General features: G+C 52.4%; 14 protein-coding genes. 13 read left to right on the top strand and 1 reads right to left on the bottom strand.

The window, feature by feature from the left end; all coding sequences use genetic code 11:
* The first annotated feature begins 9 nt into the window (after nucleotides 1-9).
* The 5 genes from BJP58_RS03735 to BJP58_RS03715 all read left to right on the top strand — a co-directional run bounded on the left by BJP58_RS03735 (nucleotide 10) and on the right by BJP58_RS03715 (nucleotide 8092).
* On the top strand, nucleotides 10-954 hold the full coding sequence (locus BJP58_RS03735) for a carbohydrate ABC transporter permease (RefSeq protein ID WP_007130188.1): 945 nt from the start codon (nucleotides 10-12) through the stop codon (nucleotides 952-954).
* Nucleotides 955-1118: 164 nt separating this feature from the next.
* Nucleotides 1119-2804, top strand: a complete 1686-nt coding sequence (locus tag BJP58_RS03730; RefSeq protein WP_194542849.1) for an extracellular solute-binding protein — start codon at nucleotides 1119-1121, stop codon at nucleotides 2802-2804.
* 85 nt (nucleotides 2805-2889) lie between these two features.
* Nucleotides 2890-4641, top strand: a complete 1752-nt coding sequence (locus BJP58_RS03725) for a sensor histidine kinase (protein ID WP_194542848.1) — start codon at nucleotides 2890-2892, stop codon at nucleotides 4639-4641.
* Nucleotides 4634-6256 carry a response regulator gene (locus BJP58_RS03720; RefSeq protein WP_007130185.1) on the top strand — a complete coding sequence of 541 codons (1623 nt, stop codon included), beginning with the start codon at nucleotides 4634-4636 and terminating at the stop codon, nucleotides 6254-6256. The genes BJP58_RS03725 and BJP58_RS03720 overlap by 8 nt, the downstream gene beginning before the upstream one ends.
* A gap of 171 nt (nucleotides 6257-6427) precedes the next feature.
* Nucleotides 6428-8092, top strand: coding sequence for a glycoside hydrolase family 43 protein (locus BJP58_RS03715; protein WP_194542847.1), 1665 nt, complete (start codon nucleotides 6428-6430; stop codon nucleotides 8090-8092).
* Nucleotides 8093-8202: 110 nt separating this feature from the next.
* Here BJP58_RS03715 and BJP58_RS03710 read toward each other — a convergent pair whose 3' ends face one another.
* Nucleotides 8203-8976: a helix-turn-helix domain-containing protein gene (locus BJP58_RS03710; protein WP_194542846.1), complete on the bottom strand. Its 774-nt coding sequence runs from the start codon at nucleotides 8974-8976 to the stop codon at nucleotides 8203-8205.
* 308 nt (nucleotides 8977-9284) lie between these two features.
* Between BJP58_RS03710 and BJP58_RS03705 the strand changes: the two genes are divergently transcribed.
* The 8 genes from BJP58_RS03705 (at nucleotide 9285) to BJP58_RS03670 (ending at nucleotide 20576) form a co-directional block, all read left to right on the top strand.
* Nucleotides 9285-10589 (top strand): endo-1,4-beta-xylanase, encoded by a 1305-nt coding sequence (locus BJP58_RS03705; protein WP_194542845.1) that lies wholly within the window; start codon nucleotides 9285-9287, stop codon nucleotides 10587-10589.
* Nucleotides 10590-10688: 99 nt separating this feature from the next.
* Nucleotides 10689-11729 carry an endo-1,4-beta-xylanase gene (locus tag BJP58_RS03700; RefSeq protein ID WP_194542844.1) on the top strand — a complete coding sequence of 347 codons (1041 nt, stop codon included), beginning with the start codon at nucleotides 10689-10691 and terminating at the stop codon, nucleotides 11727-11729.
* A 44-nt stretch (nucleotides 11730-11773) separates the two neighbouring features.
* A complete protein-coding gene (locus BJP58_RS03695; protein WP_194542843.1) occupies nucleotides 11774-13297 on the top strand; it encodes a glycoside hydrolase family 43 protein in 1524 nt (507 codons plus the stop codon).
* A gap of 36 nt (nucleotides 13298-13333) precedes the next feature.
* Nucleotides 13334-15037 carry an RICIN domain-containing protein gene (locus BJP58_RS03690; RefSeq protein WP_194542842.1) on the top strand — a complete coding sequence of 568 codons (1704 nt, stop codon included), beginning with the start codon at nucleotides 13334-13336 and terminating at the stop codon, nucleotides 15035-15037.
* 47 nt (nucleotides 15038-15084) lie between these two features.
* Entirely contained in the window at nucleotides 15085-16827 is a 1743-nt protein-coding gene (locus tag BJP58_RS03685; protein ID WP_194542841.1) for an SGNH/GDSL hydrolase family protein, read from the top strand.
* A gap of 87 nt (nucleotides 16828-16914) precedes the next feature.
* Nucleotides 16915-17685 (top strand): alpha/beta hydrolase, encoded by a 771-nt coding sequence (locus BJP58_RS03680; protein ID WP_194542840.1) that lies wholly within the window; start codon nucleotides 16915-16917, stop codon nucleotides 17683-17685.
* Nucleotides 17686-17778: 93 nt separating this feature from the next.
* On the top strand, nucleotides 17779-20052 hold the full coding sequence (locus tag BJP58_RS03675) for an ABC transporter ATP-binding protein (RefSeq protein ID WP_233354950.1): 2274 nt from the start codon (nucleotides 17779-17781) through the stop codon (nucleotides 20050-20052).
* Nucleotides 20049-20576 carry a DUF1854 domain-containing protein gene (locus BJP58_RS03670; RefSeq protein WP_194542838.1) on the top strand — a complete coding sequence of 176 codons (528 nt, stop codon included), beginning with the start codon at nucleotides 20049-20051 and terminating at the stop codon, nucleotides 20574-20576. Before BJP58_RS03675 ends, BJP58_RS03670 begins: the two co-directional genes overlap by 4 nt.
* Nucleotides 20577-20596 lie beyond the last annotated feature (20 nt).

Here is a 20596-nt window from a genome sequence, read left to right as displayed (position 1 = left end):
GTGAATGCAATGTCGGTTTCTCGGTGGCTATCGCTCGAAAGCTGGAAACGATGGCTCTGGTCTTTCATACGTTTAACATTGATCGCTGGCCTGTCCTTTGTCATTCTGTATCCGATTCTGCAAAAAATCTCGACGGCCATCAAAGACAAGGCCGATCTTTATTCACCGGTCGTCGTATGGATTCCGGAAAATTTCACAATGAGCAATTTCCTTGATGCGATCCGCATCATGGATTACTGGGAAACGCTGTTCAACACGTTTGCGCTGTCGGCGACGACGACGGTCTTGACGGCCGCTTCTTGCGCGCTGGCGGGTTACGGCTTTGCCCGTTTGAAGTTCAAAGGCAGCCAGCTTTTGTTCGCCTGTGTCGTCCTGACGATTCTGGTGCCCCCCACCACGATTCTCATCCCGATTTATTTGAATCTGAAGGATTTTACGCTGATGGGCCTGATTCCGCTCCTCACCGGCAAGTCCGTCAATCTGTTGAACAGCTATTGGCCGTTCATTCTGACTTCGCTGACCGCCAATTCGCTTAAAGCCGGTTTGTACATTTTTATTTTCCGGCAATTCTTCCGAGGCATTCCGAAGGAAGTGGAGGAGGCAGCTTATATTGACGGCGCGGGCGTCGGAACCACCTTTACCCGCATCATGATGCCGAACGCGATTCCTGCCATCATTACCACGACGTTGTTCTCCTTCGTCTGGCAGTGGAACGACAGCTTCTACACGACGACGTATCTGACTTCAAGCAAAGTCATGTCCACCCAGCTGTCATCGCTGCCGTACAACCTGTCCATTATGCTGGGCGGCGATCCGTCGAAGGCGGACCCATTTTATTTGAGCATGGTGCAGGATACCGGCATTTTGCTGGCGATCCTTCCCTTGATCGTCATCTATTTGTTCGTTCAGCGATATTTCGTGGAAAGTATCGAGCGTACGGGTATCGTAGGTTAACATTTCAAGTTGAAGACCGCCACCCCGAATCTAGGGGTTGGCGGTTTTTGTTTGCATACGAGCAACACGTAAATAACGGGATAGGAAGTAAAAAAATGTTTATTGTGGGCCGGGGCCTTTAAAGTATAATAATACAATTAATCGATAGGAAAGGGTGTTTTCTGTTGCTGATCATCGTAAAGAACTTCTCCAAAGTCATGCTAAGCGCTTTACTGTTTGGTTCAACACTGGCGTCATGTCACCAAAGCAGCGGTATCGACCACAATCGAGGGCCGGAAACACGCGGGGAGGGCGTATACAGCGATAAGTCATTACGCGCTTATCATCCGCCGATCGAAGTCACGTTTGTGAGAGAAATCGGCGACGGCTTGGAAGATATTCTGAAGGCATTGCCTGATGAAACGCTGGAGGACAATCGCTGGAGTCAGTTGTACGAACAAGTTCTGGGCATTCAAATCAAATACAAATGGGCTGTGAGAAGCGAACAATACCACAAAAAGCTGGATATTATGCTGGCTTCAGGGGACATTCCGGATATCGTCAAGGTCAATGCCCAGCAGCTCAGGCAGCTGAGCCACGCCGGTTTGATTCAAGATCTGACGCAGGTTTACAAGGAATATGCTTCACCGTTGACACAGCAAGTTCACCGCCAAGAAGGGAGCGGTACCTTGGAATCCGGCATGATCGACGGCAAGCTGATGGGCATCCCGGAGACCGATTCCTCCATTGAAAAGGCGATGTTTCTGTGGATTCGAACGGATTGGCTGGACCGATTGGAGCTGTTGCCACCGAAAACGATGGATGACGTTCTGGCAATTTCGAAAGCGTTTACAGAGGGGGATCCCGACGGAAATGGCCAACAAGACACCTATGGAATAGCGGCTACCCAATATTTGTGGGACCCCGTCATGGGCTTAACCGGATTCATGGCCGGTTATGGAGCTTACCCGAACATATGGCTTGAAGACGAGAGCGGCAAGCTCGTATACGGAGGTATTCAGCCTGAAGTGAAACAGGCGCTCAAGGCGCTTCAGGATATGTATCGCCATCATGAAATCGACAGTGAATTCATTTTTAAAAACGGAGGCAAAGCAAAACAGCTCGTTGCCGATGGGAGGATCGGCATGGTCTATGGCGAGCAATGGGGAGCATTCTTGCTTCAGTCCAGCCGCAGCGGCGATCCGGATGCGGAGTGGCAGGCTTTTCCCATTGTTGCTGACTCGGGCATAGCGCCAAAGGTTCCGCTTAAATTTACCACAAGTTCTTTTTACGCCGTAAGAAAGGATTTTGCTAACCCGGAAGCGATTCTGAAGATGTTCAATCTGCATCTTGAAAAAAATTGGGGCGAAACGGCAGAGTACGAAACTTACTACAACAATGTCATGCCTGTGTGGGGACTGTCTCCCGTGACTCCTTTCCCGGCTGATAAGAACCTCAAGGCGTACCGGCAAATCACCGAAGCGCGTCGTCAGGGCACGACGTCTCAGTTACAGGGCGAGCCCGGATTCATACAAGGGCGAATCGATCGATATTTGGATAAGAAAGAAGACGGCGAATCCGGCTGGGGTTGGGAGAAGATCTACGGGCCTTCCGGTGCGATGAGTATTCTCGACCAATACGAGGATAACCATCAGTTGTTGTTCGATGCTTTTGCCGGCGCGCCGACTGAAACGATGATTGAAAAACAAACGATTCTGGACAATCTTCAGCATGATTATTTTGCCAATATCATACTCGGCGAATCCGTAGAACAATTCGACCGGTTCGTGGAGGAATGGGATCGGCTTGGCGGTGCTGACATTACGGCTGAAGTGAATCAGTGGCATGAGGACAAAAAAAGCCGTCCATAAAAATGTGCCGCACCCGCACGGTTGGCTTTAAAGGCCGGCAGGCGGCCGATTAACATGCATATTCACACACATCGGAGGAGTTTAATTGCTTAAGTTACCCGTGAATTCCATTCGTAATACCATTTTTATTCGACTGGTCGCTACCTATCTCTTCGTCATTTTTCCGCTTATCATTCTCGGTGTTTATCTGTATAACTGGAGTTACCAATACGCTAGCCAGGAAGTATCCAAAAATTCGCAGGCGCAGCTTTCGGCTTACCTGGACGGGTTGAACCGGGAGATCGAATGGCTGGAAATCCAGCAATACGATATTTTGCAGGATGAGGAACTGAACAAAATGGTGCTGACATGGGATATGATGAGCACGGTCGAAAGAAAAGCAAGCCTGCATTATTTGCTGCCGCGGCTGGTCTCCATCAAAAACAGCAGTGTCTACATAAAAGACGTATTCATTCATATCCGCAGCATGGATAAAACGATTTCAGCCATGACCGCGATGAATGCATTCGACTCGAGACGGTACAACCATCTGTTTGCAGGAGAGGCGAACGGCAATCAAAGACTGCTGCAGATCGACGATACTTTCCATCTTGTGGCGGCCAAATACGGAGCTAGAAAAGGGGAAGAGCCGCTTCTGATCGTTCAGATCGAACTGGATGCGAGCAAACTCAGGGAATCCCTGATGCAAATCAGCGTGTATCCGGAAAGCGGGGCTTTTATCGTCTCCGAGCCGTCCGGCTTTGCCCTGGCCAGCCATGAGGAGGCGGATCGTTTAATGAAAGAGGCCGTGCAGGCCATCCAACATGCGAATCGTCAAATTCTGAATATCGGCACAGGCAGGTATTTGATCGACAAGGCGTATTCCGACAAGCTGGACCTATCCGTGTTCACGTACTTGCCCACTGAGGCGGTGAAACGGCCGTTAAGTAAATTTTATGTCTGGGCATGGCTGTTTGCAGGCACGACCCTCTTGGCGATTGCCATCTATGCGGTTTCGACGTACAAATTGGTTCATAAACCGCTGCTTCTGCTTGTCCAGAGCTTCAGAAAAATGGAGGATGGCATGTTTAATATCCGGATCAGGCACGGACAAAGGGACGAGTTCGGCTATTTGTACGATCGATTCAATCAGATGCTCATCAAGCTGCAGCATCTGATTGACCAGGATTTCAGGCACAAGCTCATGATGCAAAGGGCAGAGCTGAAACAGCTCCAATCCCAGATCAATCCCCACTTTTTATATAATAGCTTCTTCATCCTGAGCTCCCTGGCCAAAACGGGGGATGTCACGCAAATCGAGTTGTTCACGAACATGCTGGGAGAATACTTTCGATTCATTACCCGCAATGATGCGGACAACGTTCCTTTGCTGGAAGAAACGAGGCATTCCCGCATTTATACCGAGATTCAAAAGCTCAGATTTTCAAGGCGAATTCGCGTAGAATTCGGCGAGCTGCCGAAGGAAATGGAGGCGATCAAAGTACCGCGATTGATCATTCAGCCCATTATCGAAAATGCCTACGAGCACAGCCTCGAAAAGATGCAGGATGAAGGCTTGCTGCGTGTGTCGTTTCATCTGGATGACCAAGAAGCTTCCATCGTGATTGAAGAGAACGGGAACGGGTTGACGGATAACGATATCGACATGCTAAATAAGCGGCTTGAACGCACAGCCGAATCTGCCGAATCCCCTGAAGTGACGGGGCTTATCAACATTCATCGGCGAATTGCCCTGACGTACGGGGAAAGCAGCGGATTAGTCCTTTCAAGGAGTCCATTGAATGGACTGCGGGTCCAAATTCGAATCAGGCTGACGGAGGGGAATGAACATGTATAGACTGCTGGTCGTCGACGATGAAGAGATTATTACGAACAGTTTGTACGAAGTATTTCATCAGTGGATGCCCGAGAAGCTTGACGTTTGCCGGGCATACTCCGGCAAGGAAGCGCTGAATTGGATGTCGCGCACGAGAATCGACATCGTCCTGACGGACATACGCATGCCGGGCATGAGCGGATTGGAATTGACGGAGAGCATCCGGGCTCTCTGGCCAAGGTGCAGAATTATCTTTCTGACCGGTTACAGCGATTTCGATTACGCCTATCAAGCGATTCAGATGCCCAATGTCCGCTATTTGTTGAAGACGGAAGGCTTCGATAAGGTCATGGAGGTCGTGAAGGAAGTCATTCATGAAATCGAGAGCGGCAATCGCATGAATGAATGGCTCATGCAGTCCCGCGTGCAGATTGAAGCGCTGGAATGGATGGAGCAGGGAGAATACTTCCGGCAATTCGTCGCGGACAGCAGCCTGCTTGGACAGGACAAGGAAGCCATGCTGAGCGATTTCCGGACCTTGAACATCGGATTGGATCCGAAACTCCCTGTGCTGCTGGCTCTTGGCCGCGTAGCATACTCAGCAGGCAAAGCGTATGCAGAAAAGAAAAACAGCCATCGCTCGGTAAGGCTGATTTGGAATTCTTTTATGGATGAGCATGTCCGAAGCATCGGAGTCCTGGACAAACATGGGGATTTATTATGGATGCTTCAGCCGCGGTCCGAGAATCCATCCGGTGATCGTCTTGTCCTTTATTTGGAAGGGACGCTTGAACTGATCCAGGAAGCCTGCCTGGATTCACTGGGACTTGCCGTATCGTTCACCATAAGCGGCTTCCCCTGCCGGTGGGAGGATGTAACCCCTCAATATGAAAGGCTGCGGAGACTCCAGCAGTTAAAGATGGGCGACGGCATTCCGATGATCCTGAAGGATCAAGTCGACTCTTCCCAGGCGTCTCACTGCAAGGAAGGAGTGGAGACGAGCCATAAGGCAGGCGTCTTGGAAGCCCATTTGGAGGCCGGAAGGGAGAGCGAATTCATGAGTGAATTGGAGCAATTGTCGGAATTCGTGCTGAACGGAGACGATCATCATCAGCATGCTGCACAAGCCTATTATTCTATCGCTCTCGTGCTGTATGCGAAGCTGACCCGGCTTGGGCTTCAAGACCCCACCGGTGAACGGGGGAAGCTGCTGGACTTGGAAGGTCATGATTCCATGAAGGAAGCTTTTCGGTATTTGAGGCGAACGGCCGAAGATATATTCGATTTCAAGCGCATGGATGAACGAGGCAAAACGGCGCATGTCATTGATCGGGTATGCCAGTATATCGAGGAGCATCTGGATAAGGACATCACCCTTGTGCATCTAGCCGAACGCTATTTTTTTAATCCCTCCTATCTCTCGCGTTTGTTCAAGCAGGAACGGGGAATCAATCTCTCGGAATATATCGAAAAGTGCCGAATACGGAGAGCAAAGGAGCTGCTTAAGGAAGGGGATTTGAAGGTAAGGGACGTGGCGCCTCTAGTCGGATACGATGCCGCCCATTCCTTCACCCGCTTCTTCAAAAAGGCGACGGGTTTAACGCCGCAGGAGTACCGGGACCATCTTGTAAAATAGGCAGGCGACCTATCATTTGCCCGGTGTTTTCAGATGGAATGTCCGGTTGTTGTCCTGCTTACCAAAAGGTACACTTTTTACGAACAATTTCGTTCATGACGACCCGCATTGGGACTGACCAGATCGGAATGACAGGTCACCAAGTAACGATGAAGGAGGGCGTGTTCAGGGATGAAGCCCGGAAAGCCGTTACTGGTCATATCTACCGTATTTGCTTTCGTTTGCATAATTGTTGTTTTTGCAAACCTAGCGAGTCGTGGCCAAGACGATCCAAAAATGTTTAACCAGGAGCTGAGTGACAAGATGAGTGATGAAATCAAAGCCGGCAAAACAGGAACTGAAATGATGGGCCAGGGAAGCAGAGGCAATGTTGCGAGCCGGGATGCTGACAGAACCCGCAGGGAGGCTGCGGCCGCAATCGGCAAGATTCCGCCGAACGGGAATCCGGTGGTCTCCCATAAATTCGGCGCGGATCCCTATGCGCTGGCAGTTGACGGACGTGTTTATTTATATAACACGTACGACGCATTGGAGTATGACGGTGGCGGGAATGTCAAGGACAACAGCTACAGCACGATCAACAAGCTGTCCGTCATCTCTTCATCGGACCTGGTCAACTGGACCGATCACGGAGCAATCCAGGTCGCGGGACCGACCGGCGCTGCCGCATGGGCAACGCAATCGTGGGCGCCAGCGGCCGCGCATAAGGTGATTGACGGCGAGGACCGCTTCTTCTTGTATTTTGCCAACAATGCCAGCGGCATCGGCGTCCTGACGAGCGACAGCCCTGTTGGCCCGTGGACGGATCCGATCGGAAAGCCGCTGATCACAAGAAACACGCCGGGCGTGGAAGGTGTCACGTGGCTGTTTGATCCCGCCGTGCTCGTTGACGACGACGGGAAAGCCTATATCTACTTTGGCGGCGGCATTCCGGAAGGCGAAGCCGAAATGCCGAATACGGCTCGCGTCATGCAGCTTGGCGACGATATGATCAGCGTGCTTGGCGAAGCCGTCACGATTCCGGCTCCTTATATGTTCGAGGATTCAGGGATTAACAAATTTGACGGAAAGTATTACTATACGTACTGCTCCAATTTCTCGGAAGGAATGAGGCCGGAGAACAGCCCCCCTCCCGGCGAAATCGCCTATATGGTCAGTGAGCATCCGATGGGCCCATGGACGTATCAAGGGACCATATTGAAAAATCCCGGGCATTTCTTCGGGGTCGGAGGGAATAATCATCACGCCATCTTTCAGTTCCAACAAAACTGGTATATTGCCTATCACGCCCAAACGTTGTCAAAATCCATGGGAGTTCCGAAAGGCTATCGCTCAACCCATCTGAACCGCGTTTATTTCGAGACGGACGGTAGCATCCGGGAGATAGACGCTGACATGGAAGGCGTGAAGGGGGTCCAGCCGCACAATCCCTTCCAGCGAACGGAGGCAGTAACGATGGCATGGAATGCCGGAATTCAAATCAATCCGTCTACTGCTGCTGAAGACTCGCAGGACAGCCCGATATTGGCGGTCACGGACATCCACGACCGGGATTGGATCGCAGTGGCCAATGTTGATTTCGGAAAAGGAGCATCCGCGTTTACGGCTTGGGTCTCGGGAGTGGAAGGAGGAGGAAGCCTGGAGCTTCGGCTGGATCATCCGGAAGGAGAACGGATCGGCACAGTGAACGTACCGCCAGCATCCGGTGCGAAGCAGCGTCAGGAAATATCCATTGAAGTTTCAGGCGCATCCGGCATCCATCATCTTTACCTCGTATTTACCGGAAAGCAGGATCAGAAGTTATTTGATTTCGAAGCATGGCAATTTGAGTTGTGATTGCATATATACATCCCGTCCATTCATAACGTGACGATGGCAAGCTAAAAAGGCGCTCGCGTGTCAAGCAGCGCCTTTTTAGGTGCTTCAGGTAAAAATGTACGTACAAGTTAGTGCTGGCCAGAGGCAACGGGAACCGTACGGGATCCATGCAATTTTCTATACATGTTAGCGCTTACGCCGGCATAAGTCTTGAATTTTTTATAGAACCAATCCATATCGTTGTATCCCACCGCGTCAGCGATTTCGTATATCTTCATGTCGGTATGCGTCAGCAAGAATTTCGCTTTCTCCATTCGCTGCTGCAGCAGATATTCGTTAAACGTCATTTTCTCGTGGAACTTGAACTTCTGCACCAAGTAGGAATAGTTGAAATGCATCCGCTCGGCAATTTCTTTTAAGGTGATGTTTTGGTACATCGAATCCTTCAAGTATTCCTTGACCTCTTGAATGACCTGATCCTCCTTTTCCGCATGGACATGGGACAATCTATTATCCGGAAACCCGTCACCGGAATGGGTTGCCGGCGAGATCATCCGCAAGCAAGTGTTGAGGTCTTCGACCGTGAACGGTGCAGGCAGATAATCATGAACTTGCAGCTGCAAGGCTTTCCGGGTCCAATAAAAATCCGTGCTGCCTCCGGTAACAATGATGGGAACTTGGCTTACGCGCCGGATGTTTGCGCATAACTCCATACCTTCGGAATCTGAACCAAGCGCATGGATAATCACCAAGGTGTATGGCTCCAAAGCAATGAATTGCATGGCGGACGAGGAGGACCTGACGCAGCGGAGCCGCGAGCATCTCAACTCATTCCAATCCGGCCGGATTTCCGGTGTTGCTTCATCATGGGATTCCAGATCAACAAACAGAACATCGTGCACAAAAGCTTCCCCCCAACTTCGTTGTAATAACGCTTTCATACGGTTTGATAACATTATGGGGAATGGAAACCCGAATCACAATGTGCCGATTTTTATATTTCTAACCGATATTTACTTCTTATAGAAATATAAGGGGCCTGTGTACGCGGAAGAAACATTGGCAACCCGAGATTGGACGGGTGAACGATCCCAAATTTGGCAGGTTGTTTCAATAAAATGTAAGCGCTAATATGGAGTTATGATTTATTCGGGCCGGGTCCCATAGCGGGATCCCTATCACTTGCTCGAAGTGGAAAGGAGGTCATGCTTTGCTTCGAATGCCTAAACGTGGCCGATGGGCGGCCACGGCAGTGGCAGCTGCGGTAGCAGCGTCCGTCGTTGTCCTGTTAATCCTGCCCCAAATGGGCAGCCGTGACAAGCCCCCCGCCGAAAGTCAGGCCCCAGGAAAACCGGAGGAAGGAGCAGTGGAGATAACAGGGGATTCGGATGCGTCGAACGGAAAACTGAATGCCGAACCCCCTGCCGGCACTAATCAAACGGCGTCAACTGAGCCGCAGGCACAGCCGTCCGCATCGCAAGATATTCCCTCGCTGCATGAACTCTTTGAGGAGGATTTTCCGATCGGCGCCGCGATCGAACCGAATCAGACCAACGGTCCAACATCGGAATTGCTGAAGAAGCATGTCCGCTGGCTGGTGGCGGAGAATGTCATGAAGCCGGATGCGATCCAGCCGTCGGAAGGCCAATTTATATGGACAAATGCCGACCGGATCGTGGAATTTGCTAAGGAGAACAACATGCAGGTCCGTTTCCACACGCTGGTCTGGCATACCCAAGTCGGGGCATGGTTTTTCCAAGATGCGGAAGGCAAGCCGATGGTGGATGAGACAGATCCCAAGCGCCAGGAAGCGAACAAAAAATTGCTGCTTGAACGCCTGGATACCCACGTAAGGACGATCGTCGGCCGATATAAGGGCGAGATTACGTCTTGGGACGTAGTGAATGAAGTCATTGAACCGGGGGATCCGGACGGAATGCGCGCGAGCGAATGGTATAAAATAGCCGGTACCGATTACATCGCAACGGCATTTCGAGCTGCTCGGGAAGCCGGAGGACCCGAAGCAAAGCTATATATTAACGATTACGGCACGGATAACCCTGTGAAAAGGGACCTTTTGTTTCAGCTGGTGAAAGATTTGCTGGAGCAAGGTGTTCCGATCGACGGGGTTGGACATCAGACGCATATTGACATTTATGGTCCATCGGTGGATTCCATCATCGCCTCGATGCGAAAATTCGCGGAGCTGGGCCTCGACAATCTTGTCACCGAGCTCGATATGAGCATTTATGCGTGGAATGACCGCAGTGATTACGGCCAAGATCTTCCGCATGAAATCCTGAACCTGCAAGCCGATCGGTATGGCGAGTTGTTCAAGGCATTCCGTCAAAACAAGGACATCCTCAGCGGCGTCGTTTTTTGGGGCATCTCCGACGACCATACCTGGCTTCATGGTTTTCCGGTCGCACGTACCAATGCGCCTTTGCTGTTCGACCGACAGCATCAGCCCAAACCGGCGTTTTGGGCTGTTGTTAAGGCGGCAAGGACGGAGTGATAAACGGACATCTCCGTATAGCCGGGCTAACATTTATGGATTTAATGCCCATAGCTTTAAGTCGCTTACGAAATAACGTTGATAAGGAGAGACCGAGTGATGAGAAGAAGCATGGAACGGCTGCCCAAGCTCCATGAAGCTTACGGCAATAGTTTCAAGATCGGAGCTGCCGTGAATCCGATCACGATGGTGACCCAAAAGGATTTATTGGCACACCACTTCAACAGCGTTACGGCAGAAAATGAAATGAAATTCGAGCGATTGCACCCATCGGAAGAGGTGTATACATTCGAGCAAGCCGACCAGATCGTATCGTTTGCCAAATCGAACGGAATGTCGGTGAGAGGACATACCCTCGTATGGCATAATCAGACGCCGGAATGGGTGTTTCAAGACAGTTCCGGCCGGACAGCCGGCCGCGAGCTGCTGCTTGCTCGGATGAAATCGCACATCGATGAGGTCGTTGGCCGTTATCGCGGAGATATCTATGCTTGGGATGTCGTAAACGAAGCCGTTGCCGACAGTGGAAGCGATCTGCTTCGTTCCTCCCCGTGGCTCGCGTCGATCGGGGAGGATTTTATCGCAAAGGCTTTCGAATACGCGCACGAGGCAGATCCGCAAGCGCTGCTGTTTTATAACGATTACAACGAATCCGTGCCCGAGAAGCGGGAGAAGATTTACACGCTCCTTAAATCGTTAAAGGAGCAGGATGTGCCGATTCACGGCGTCGGGCTTCAGGCCCACTGGAATTTGGAGTTTCCGTCTCTTGACGATATCCGCAGGGCAATCGAGAGATATGCAAGCCTCGGCATGTTACTGCATGTAACGGAGCTTGACGTATCCGTGTTTGCGCATGAGGATAAGCGGACCGATCTGGCGGCGCCGACGGCAGAAATGCTTGAGCGCCAGGCGGAGCGTTACGGGCAATTGTTCCGGCTGCTTAAGGAGTACAGCGGCAGCATCGCTTCCGTGACCTTCTGGGGAGCGGCGGACGATTATACCTGGCTGGATCATTTTCCGGTAAGGGGCCGTAAAAATTGGCCGTTCGTCTTTGACGAGAATCATCTTCCGAAGGAATCCTATTGGAATCTGCTCAAGGAAGCTGAGCCTGAAAGAACATTCCAGGATGTACGTTCGTAAGTCGTTTCCAGCTGTCGCCATTGGTTGAAAGGAGAATTCATCAGATGAACAAGACGCAGGTCAAGAATCCGGTCATTTGGGCGGACGTGCCGGATGTGGATGCCATCCGGGTAGGGGACGTCTATTATATGGTCAGCACCAGCATGCATTCCATGCCGGGCTGTCCGATCATGAGGTCCGAGGATTTGATGCATTGGGAGATCGTTGGTTACGTATACGATACGTTCGAAGACAACGAGGCCCATCGTCTGGAAGGCGGCAGCAATATCTACGGGCAAGGTTCTTGGGCGGCCAGCCTCCGCCATTATCGGGGGAAATTTTATGTTTGCTTTTCCAGCAACGATACCGGACGGTTTTATGTGTACCGCACGGACGATGTCATTCAGGGGCCGTGGCAAAGATCCGTCATTGATGGACTGCGGCATGATCCGGGCCTGCTTTTTGAGAATGACCGGGTATTCGTGATCTACGGCAACGGGGACATTTACATCACCGAGCTGACCGCCGATGCAGACGCCCTTATGCCGAACGGAATTCACCAACGGCTCTTTGAAACGGAAACGGAGGGCATCGGCTTGCGCTGCGAAGGCTGCCATGCCTATCGAATCAACGGTTACTATTATTTGCTGTTCATTGAATGGCCGAAGGCAGGGTTCGGCAGCGGCCGGCGCAGACAAATCTGTTACCGGTCACGGGAATTGCTGGGCCCTTATGAACGAAAAATCGTATTGGATGACGATCTCGGCTACCATAACAAGGGAATCGCCCAAGGCGGGATGTTCGATACGCCGGATGGCAAGTGGTACGCGATGCTGTTCCAGGATCATGATGCCGTCGGGAGAATCCCTTGCCTGGTCCCGGTAGCCTGGGAGGAGGATTGGCCCGTCTTCGGCATCGGAGGCAAGGTGCCTGAACGGTTTGAGGTCGACTTGCCGCAAGCCGTTGCGAAGCCGCTCGTGATCAGCGATGAATTCGAATACGAATCGAATAAGCTGGCTCTGAATTGGCAATGGAACCACAACCCGGATTATCGGTTATGGTCCGTGACCGAACGTCCCGGTTTCCTAAGGCTGACAACAGGAAGCCTGGCACCGGCGGGCGTGCTGCAGGCCCGGAATACGCTGACGCAGCGCACGGAAGGGCCGGCATGCACGGGGACTGTCTTATTGGACACGGGGCATATGAAGCCCGGCGATCATGCAGGGATTGTTGCCCTGCAAAGCCATTTCGGCACCGTCGGCGTCAAGGTCGCGGAGAACGGCGACAAGTTCATAGCGATGAGCGTGAACGATGGGGACGGCAGGGAGAAGGAGCTGGAAACGGTTCGGTACCGCGGCAGGGAAGTACATTTGAGAATTGATTTTGATTTTGAGAACAGCAAAGATGTGGCCTCCTTTCATTATTCTGTCGACGGGGCTGATTGGATGCCGATCGGCGGTGAGCTGAACATGCGGTATACCTTGGATCATTTTATGGGTTATCGCATCGGGCTTTATTATTATGCGACCAGGCAAACCGGCGGCCATGCCGACTTCGATTATTTTCGTTACGAAAAAGCCGAGCGTTAGAGCGCGTAACCGAAGAGAAGAGGAGCTGATCGATGTATGAAAAAAACAGGATGGACGCTAAAGCTGCTATTGGCCGTGCTGCTCCTGCTGCCGGCAATGCTGGAGCTCCATAATGGCGCGGCCGACGCATGGTCGGGCATGCCGATGTCCAAGCTTCGCGTCAGCGGCAATCAGCTGGTAAACAGCGAGGGGCAGCCCGTTGTCCTCAGCGGGTGGCACCAGCCCGGGGGCTCGTATTGGACGTATCAGGGAAGCGATCACTACCTGAACCGGAGCGGTGGGAATCGCCATGCTGCCATTTTGGCGTATTTAAAGGATATTACCGACACATTTTCCGATACCTCTCCGAAGTACGGCAACAGTCACGGCTGGTATATGAACCAGGTCAGGCTCTTTATCGACCGTGAAGACATGGGGGACGTGGCGGCCGGAACGTATAATTTTGCCGGTCTCCAGTCCTTTACGCAGAACGTCGTCGTGCCTTATATCCAGTATGCCAAGACCAAGGGAATCTACGTAACGCTAGGCCTCGACTTCACGCTCCAGGATAATCAGGCAACGACGCAAGCCAATCTCGAGAAATTCAATCAAATCTGGGGATATCTTGCGGCACAACCTGCGATCAAAAGCGCGGACAACGTCATGTTCGAGATCATCAATGAACCGGTGCTGTCTTATGCGAACGGTCGCTGGGGAGGACACCCGTCCGATCCCGAATTTCCGGCGTTTTGGGACTCGCTGCGCAATTTTCAAAATTCCATCATTTCCACGATCCGCAGTCAAGGGGCAGATAACGTGATATGGGCCGCCGGCCTTGGATGGGATCAATATTATCAGTTATGCGCCACGCGTCCGCTAACCGATCCGCTGAACAACTTCGGATATGCCGTGCATTGGTACCCGGGCTATGGAGCAAAGGATAACGGCTCGATACTCCAGCAGCAATGGGATACCAACATTAAGCCTTGCGCGGACAATTATCCGATCAATATTACGGAAACGACCTGGTTCAAACGGCTGCCGGGAGACTCGGAGTACTGGGAGCTGTTCAACGGCTCGAATGAAGGCTTTGGCAAAAACACCAAAGCCATATTTACGGCAGCCGGGAACGTCAGCATCGCGGTCCACATGAACGGTTTTCTTCTGCAGCCGGGGGCAAGAAGCACGTTTGCCGATCCGACGGCAGGGCTGCTCTTCGACGGTGATCCGGCACGGGACGGCATGGCCCGCTTCATCTTCGAATGGTATTACGAACGTGCGCAGCTTCATCCATGGAACGGCATATGGAACGGTATTTTATCGGGAGAAACCTATAAAATCGTGAACCGTGCCTCAGGGAAGGTGATCGACGTCCCGGGCGGACAAAACAGCAATTCGCTGCAGCTGCAGCAATGGCCGGACAATAACGCCACGGCCCAGCGATGGGTTGCGGACGATATGGGAGCATACAACAATGTATACCGGCTTCGCAGCGTCAGTTCGAGCGACGGCAAGGTGATGGATGTTAGAAACGGTTCCACAAACAACGGGGAAGCAATACAGCTCATGCAGGATTATGGGAATCAAGCACAGCGATTCCGCCTGATCAAGCTAAGCAACGGATACTGGAGCATCCTTAACGCGAACAGCAATAAAGCCGTCGAAGTGGCGGATGGTTCGTCCGCGGACGGAGCGAAGCTCCAGCAGAATCCTTATCGAGGGGATTTGCATCAGCAATGGCAGTTGATCAACGTAAATTGACGCTGCCGTACAGGTGGAGAGCGGCAAGGTGAGGAGGATGAAGAACGATGGCAGGCCATTTTACGCCAGCGGGAAATGAAACGGAAGGTCCAGTGGCGCCGCAGGATCCTGCAGTCAAACGCAGCGGACTGTACATCCTGTATGAGGCGATCATCGAAGCGACGACTCGTCCCGATGGGAAGTACGCGCAAGAGATATACCTGGACGGGAGTCAGCTCGTCGATAAAGCCCGATTTACCGGGGGTGTGACGGATGAAGCCATTCTTGAGCTGCTAAAGAGCAGCAGGGGTCTTCGCCGGCTGGTGGACAGTATCGGAATATCCGTTCATGCGCATGAACGGGACGTATCGAGCGTTCTGTTCACATTTTGGAATTGGGGAAATGCGAATCCATACGAAACGGGATCCCGGCAGAGTATAACCTGTCGAGCGAACGGCACGGAAACGCTCTTGGTTCTGGATAACGACGAAGATCGATATCCGGATGACGATGTTCCAGGCAAATTCGTCTTCGAGTTTGAACGAGAGGGCGTGTTGGCAACGGTCAGCATCGTATTCTATCTTCGTGACGGTTACCAAATCCCCGAGGCTGCAGTCGACCCCCCGGTCGATGTGGAATCACAAGCATATCAAGACATGATTAAGAAATCGCTCATAAGCCCGGGTCATAACAAACGATTAAAGGCGGCAATCGAAAAAGCGAAGCGGGGCGAGCCCGTAACCATCGCCTACATCGGCGGTTCCATTACCCAAGGGGCCGGCGCTGTCCCTCTCCATTCCCAATGCTACGCATACCAATCCTATGACCTGTTCAAGCGAAGATTTGCACCCGCCGGCGACAGCCCGATTCGTCTTGTCAAAGCTGGCGTAGGCGGTACGCCGTCGGAGCTCGGCATCGTCCGCTATGAGCGGGATGTGCTTCGAGAAGGGGAGGTACGGCCGGATATCGTGATCGTTGAGTTTGCCGTCAACGACGCAGGCGACGAAACGAAAGGAAATTGTTACGAGAGCCTGGTACTCAAGGCTCTTTGCGCCGATCACAAACCCGCGGTGATTTTGCTGTTCAGCGTATTCGTGAACGACTGGAATCTTCAAGACCGTCTGGCCCCGGTCGGTTGGCATTACAATCTTCCGATGGTCAGCGTGAAGGATGCGGTCACGGAGCAGTTCCGATGGACCAAGGAGCAAGGGAACGTGATTACGAAAAGACAGTTTTTCTACGACATTTATCATCCAACCAATGCTGGCCATCGGGTGATGGCCGATTGTTTGGACTGGTTATTCGAAGTAACCGATCGTTCCTCCCTCGACGAGGAGGACCTGACGGATGAACAGCCTCCGCTGATCGGAAATGACTTCGCTTTAACGAAGCTGCTCGATCGCAGGAATGGCGATCGCATCGCCCGCATTGATCCTGGCGGTTTTTCGGACACCGACACGGATCTGCAAATGGCGGAGCTGGACGATCATGCATACGGGACGCCGCAATTTCCGCACAACTGGATGCATACGGCCGATTCCGGCGAGCACAGCTTTAAGATGACTATCCAGAGCAAGCGTCTTATCCTTGTTTATAAAGATTCGGGAAGCCGGGCATTCGGGACCGCGAAGATATGGGTAGACGGGAAGCTGAAGAAGACCGCCGATCCGCATGAAGTCAATTGGACGCACTGCAGCGCCGTGATTTTGTACAATGAGTCGAAGTCAGGAGAACATGCGGTAGAGATCCAGATGGCGGAAGGCCACGAGGATAAGCGATTTACGATCCTGGGCTTCGGTTACGTCCCATAAAATTGCATTAGATAGCTTCACGCTCCATGGGTAAGTTTGATTGGACATCAAGCGGCGCTCAATCAAAAAGATGAAGGGGAGAGGAATATGAAGGAGACGGCACCGGCTGGATACGACGTTCCGCGGGAGATCGCCAGGGGGAAAATCGAAACGGTGGAATATGCATCCGAAACGGTAGGCAATGATCGAAAGGCGATGATTTACACGCCTCCGGGATATGCGGAAGACAACGTGTACAACGTTCTTTATTTGCTGCATGGCATCGGAGGTGATGAATCGGAATGGCACCGTCATGGCGATCCGCAGACGATTCTAGATAATCTATATGCGGACGGGAAACTCGCGCCCATGGTCGTCGTGTTTCCGAATGGCCGTGCGATGCCGAATGATCGGGCGGAAGGGGACCTGTTTGCTCCGGACAAAATAAAAGCGTTCGAGACGTTCGAAATCGATCTGCTAAGCGATCTGATTCCCTTTATCGAGTCACGATACTCGGTATCGACAGGCCGGGAAAACCGTGCGATTGCGGGGCTGTCCATGGGCGGGGGGCAATCCCTGAATATCGGCTTGAAGCATCTTGACCGCTTCGCATGGATTGGCGCTTTTTCCCCGGCTCCGAATACGAAATCTCCGGAGCAGCTCGTCCCGAATCCGGAAGAAACGTCGGCACGGCTCAAATTGCTGTGGCTGTCATGCGGCGACGAGGACAATCTGAAGCAGATAAGCGACCGGACGCACGCGTATTTGTCGGAGCATCGGGTTCCTCACGTTTGGTATGAGGAAAGCGGTGGACACGATTGGCCCGTATGGAAGAACGATTTGTATCATTTTTCCCACCTTCTTTTTAAAGATAACTGATGTTGAAGGAAGCCTTGCGCCATGTTGGCCGGGCTTTTTACTTTCAGCCAAAAACGAAAGGGTAAAATCATGACGTTATTGCCGAAGGACATTGTGTCCATTTTGGACCAAAACGGTATAAAAGCTGCTGATCTCCTGCACGGGATGGAGTGTGACCGGCTGCCGGACGGCGGTTTTTCAGAAAGCTATCTCGTATTGTCCCGAAAACACCTCCACATCTTTCGCGGCAGCGGCGTTACGAAGGAGAAGACGTTTTCGGGTTATGCAGCCGGCCGGTGCAAAGCTGCCGGCAAGCCGGAGCAAGAGGGTTCCGGCGATTGGGCTTGGGAACGCATTCCCCTCGAACGGCTCGAAGCCGTGACCATCGTTAATCTGGTCGCTTCCGGCATGGTTGTTGCCAAGGAGAAGGAGGAGCGAGTGATCGGTGCATTCACAAGCGGCCATATGAATCAGGCCGTCCGGTTTGCGCAAGCCTTCGATAAATTGAAGAACAACGAGCCGTTTGAAGCCTTCGAAATTGACGGAAAATCGGACGGGGTCTCATGCCCGACATGCGGATTGATGTACCCCGAAGAAGGCAGGCCATTCTGTCCGAAATGCATGAAGAGGCATGCGGTATTCGCACGTTTGCTGTCATTTGCGGGCAAGTATAGGCTGTCCATCTTTTTTATCGTGTTGTTTATGCTGCTGAACTCGGCGACCGGTCTCGTCATTCCTTATTTCCAGGGCACCGTGCTGTTTGACCAGGCGCTTGCCGGCAATGGCGCTTTTGCGGGGCGGATCGGTCTGGTCATCGTGATCATTCTCGCATTCCGAACGCTGTCGCTGTTGTTCGGCATCTTGTTCGGCACCATCATCGCAAAGCTGGCGGCAAAGGTTGCCTTCGATTTGAAAGCGGCGGTATTTACCTCGTTACAGCGGTTGTCGCTCGATTTTTTTATGCGCAGGCAGACCGGCCATCTTATGACTCGCGTGAACAACGATGCACAGGAATTGCAATATTTTTTCGTCGACGGGCTCTCCTACTTCATCGTGAATGCGATGAATATCATCGGCATCATTGCCGTGCTCCTGTGGATGGATTGGCGGCTTACGCTGATCTGCCTGCTGCCGATGCCGCTGGTCTTCTGGCTTGTCCGGACTGCGTTTCCGAAGCTGTGGCGCTTGTCATGGCGGAGGCACCGCAAGGTAAGCGCTCTGAATTCGATCATCAGCGATTCGGTTCGCGGCTCGCGGGTCGTCAAGGCATTCGGTAAAGAACAGGTAGAGATCGGCCGCTTTCAGCAGGCAAACGATGCATTCTCCGGAGCCGAGCAGCGCTTTAATAAATGGAGCGGAACCGTGTTTCCGATTCTCAATTTTCTAACGCAGGCGGGCGGAATATTGATCTGGGCGTTCGGCGGTTGGTACGTGATGCAAGGCCGGATGTCTTTTGGCTCAGTGCTTACGTTCGTCAACTATATGATGATGCTGTACGGGCCGATTCAGTTCATGAATAATATTATCGGCTGGTGGTCCAATTGCATGGCGGCTGCGCAGCGTATCTTCGAGATCCAGGACGCCGTACCTAGCGTAGCGGAGCGTCCCGGAGCCGTTTCATTAGTGACAATGAAAGGCGACATCGAGATCGACAACGTTTCGTTCGGCTATGAGCCGAACAAACCGATTTTGAAGCAGGTGTCCCTGCGCGCGAGACCCGGGCAAATGATCGGCGTCGTCGGCCATTCAGGGGCTGGGAAGTCGACGCTGGTCAATCTCGTGTCACGATTGTACGACGTAACCGCGGGAGAGATCCGGATCGACGGCGTCAATGTCAAGGAGCTTTCGGTTGCTTCACTGCGTCGTCATATCGGCATCGTCTCTCAGGATATCTATATTTTTACTGGCAGCATCGCAGAAAATATCGCGTACGCCGATCCCGATTGCCGGATGGAAGACATTCTGCATGCAGCCAAAATCGCGAACGCGCACGATTTCATTCAAAAGCTGCCGGACGGCTACGATACGGAGATCGGCTCCGGCGGCTACAGCTTGTCCGGCGGGGAGAAGCAGCGGCTGTCGATCGCGCGGGCCGTGCTGCACAACCCGAAGGTGCTCATTCTCGACGAGGCAACCGCTTCGCTCGATACCGAGACGGAGCTGCAAATCCAGAAGTCGCTTGATTCGCTCGTCAAAGGAAGGACCACGATCGCGATCGCCCACCGGCTGTCCACGCTAAGGCAAGCCGATTATCTGGTCGTGATGGACAAGGGCGCTGTCGTTGAAGCGGGCACGCATGACCAGCTGATGGCGATGGAGGGCGTCTACCGGGAGCTCGTTCGCAAACATGATGAAGCGCTTAAAATGAAAGGGGAAATCATCGCATGAGGATGGAAGAGCACCAGGGAATGGAGCTGGCGGATGCCGCGGGCATCCGTTATTTGACACCGAGCAATTCGGAATTTGCGGAGACGACGGGCCATCTGCTGTCCGTCTGGACCAAAGGCGAGGTGCACTCGCCGGTTTACGTTCATTGCTCCTTCCCGCATACGAACCAGCGCTCCTTCCTGTCGATTCGAACGGCGGACAACAAGGAGATCGGTATGATCCGCTATCTTGACGTTTTTCCGCAAAGCACGGCTTCTATCATTGAAAGGCAGCTGAAGATCCGTTATTTTACCCCGGAAATTACCAAGGTGATTGCCGTAAGCGAGGAGTTCGGCTATTCCTATTGGGAAGTTGAAACGACTGCCGGACGGTGCCGGTTCACGGTGCGAAACGGCAGCGGCAGCGTCAAGTTTGCAGCGGAGAACCGCCTGCTGATCATCGATGTCGACGGTAACCGGTTCGTCATCCCGCACGTGGATCAGCTTAGCGACAAGGAATACCGCATGATCGAAACGAGATTGTAGACGGCGGCAACGGAGGAATA

Source organism: Paenibacillus sp. JZ16, assembly GCF_015326965.1.
GTDB lineage: Bacteria > Bacillota > Bacilli > Paenibacillales > Paenibacillaceae > Paenibacillus_AQ.
The sequence above is the reverse complement of the archived record's forward strand: the minus strand, read 5'-3'. Positions and strand labels throughout refer to the sequence as shown.

What these genes read in the sequence shown, in the direction of transcription:
- BJP58_RS03735 (WP_007130188.1), top strand. Translation starts at nt 10, where the DNA reads ATGTCGGTTTCTCGGTGGCTATCGCTCGAAAGCTGGAAACGATGGCTC.
- BJP58_RS03720 (WP_007130185.1), top strand. Translation starts at nt 4,634, where the DNA reads ATGTATAGACTGCTGGTCGTCGACGATGAAGAGATTATTACGAACAGT.
- BJP58_RS03715 (WP_194542847.1), top strand. Translation starts at nt 6,428, where the DNA reads ATGAAGCCCGGAAAGCCGTTACTGGTCATATCTACCGTATTTGCTTTC.
- BJP58_RS03700 (WP_194542844.1), top strand. Translation starts at nt 10,689, where the DNA reads ATGAGAAGAAGCATGGAACGGCTGCCCAAGCTCCATGAAGCTTACGGC.
- BJP58_RS03695 (WP_194542843.1), top strand. Translation starts at nt 11,774, where the DNA reads ATGAACAAGACGCAGGTCAAGAATCCGGTCATTTGGGCGGACGTGCCG.
- BJP58_RS03690 (WP_194542842.1), top strand. Translation starts at nt 13,334, where the DNA reads ATGAAAAAAACAGGATGGACGCTAAAGCTGCTATTGGCCGTGCTGCTC.
- BJP58_RS03685 (WP_194542841.1), top strand. Translation starts at nt 15,085, where the DNA reads ATGGCAGGCCATTTTACGCCAGCGGGAAATGAAACGGAAGGTCCAGTG.
- BJP58_RS03680 (WP_194542840.1), top strand. Translation starts at nt 16,915, where the DNA reads ATGAAGGAGACGGCACCGGCTGGATACGACGTTCCGCGGGAGATCGCC.
- BJP58_RS03670 (WP_194542838.1), top strand. Translation starts at nt 20,049, where the DNA reads ATGAGGATGGAAGAGCACCAGGGAATGGAGCTGGCGGATGCCGCGGGC.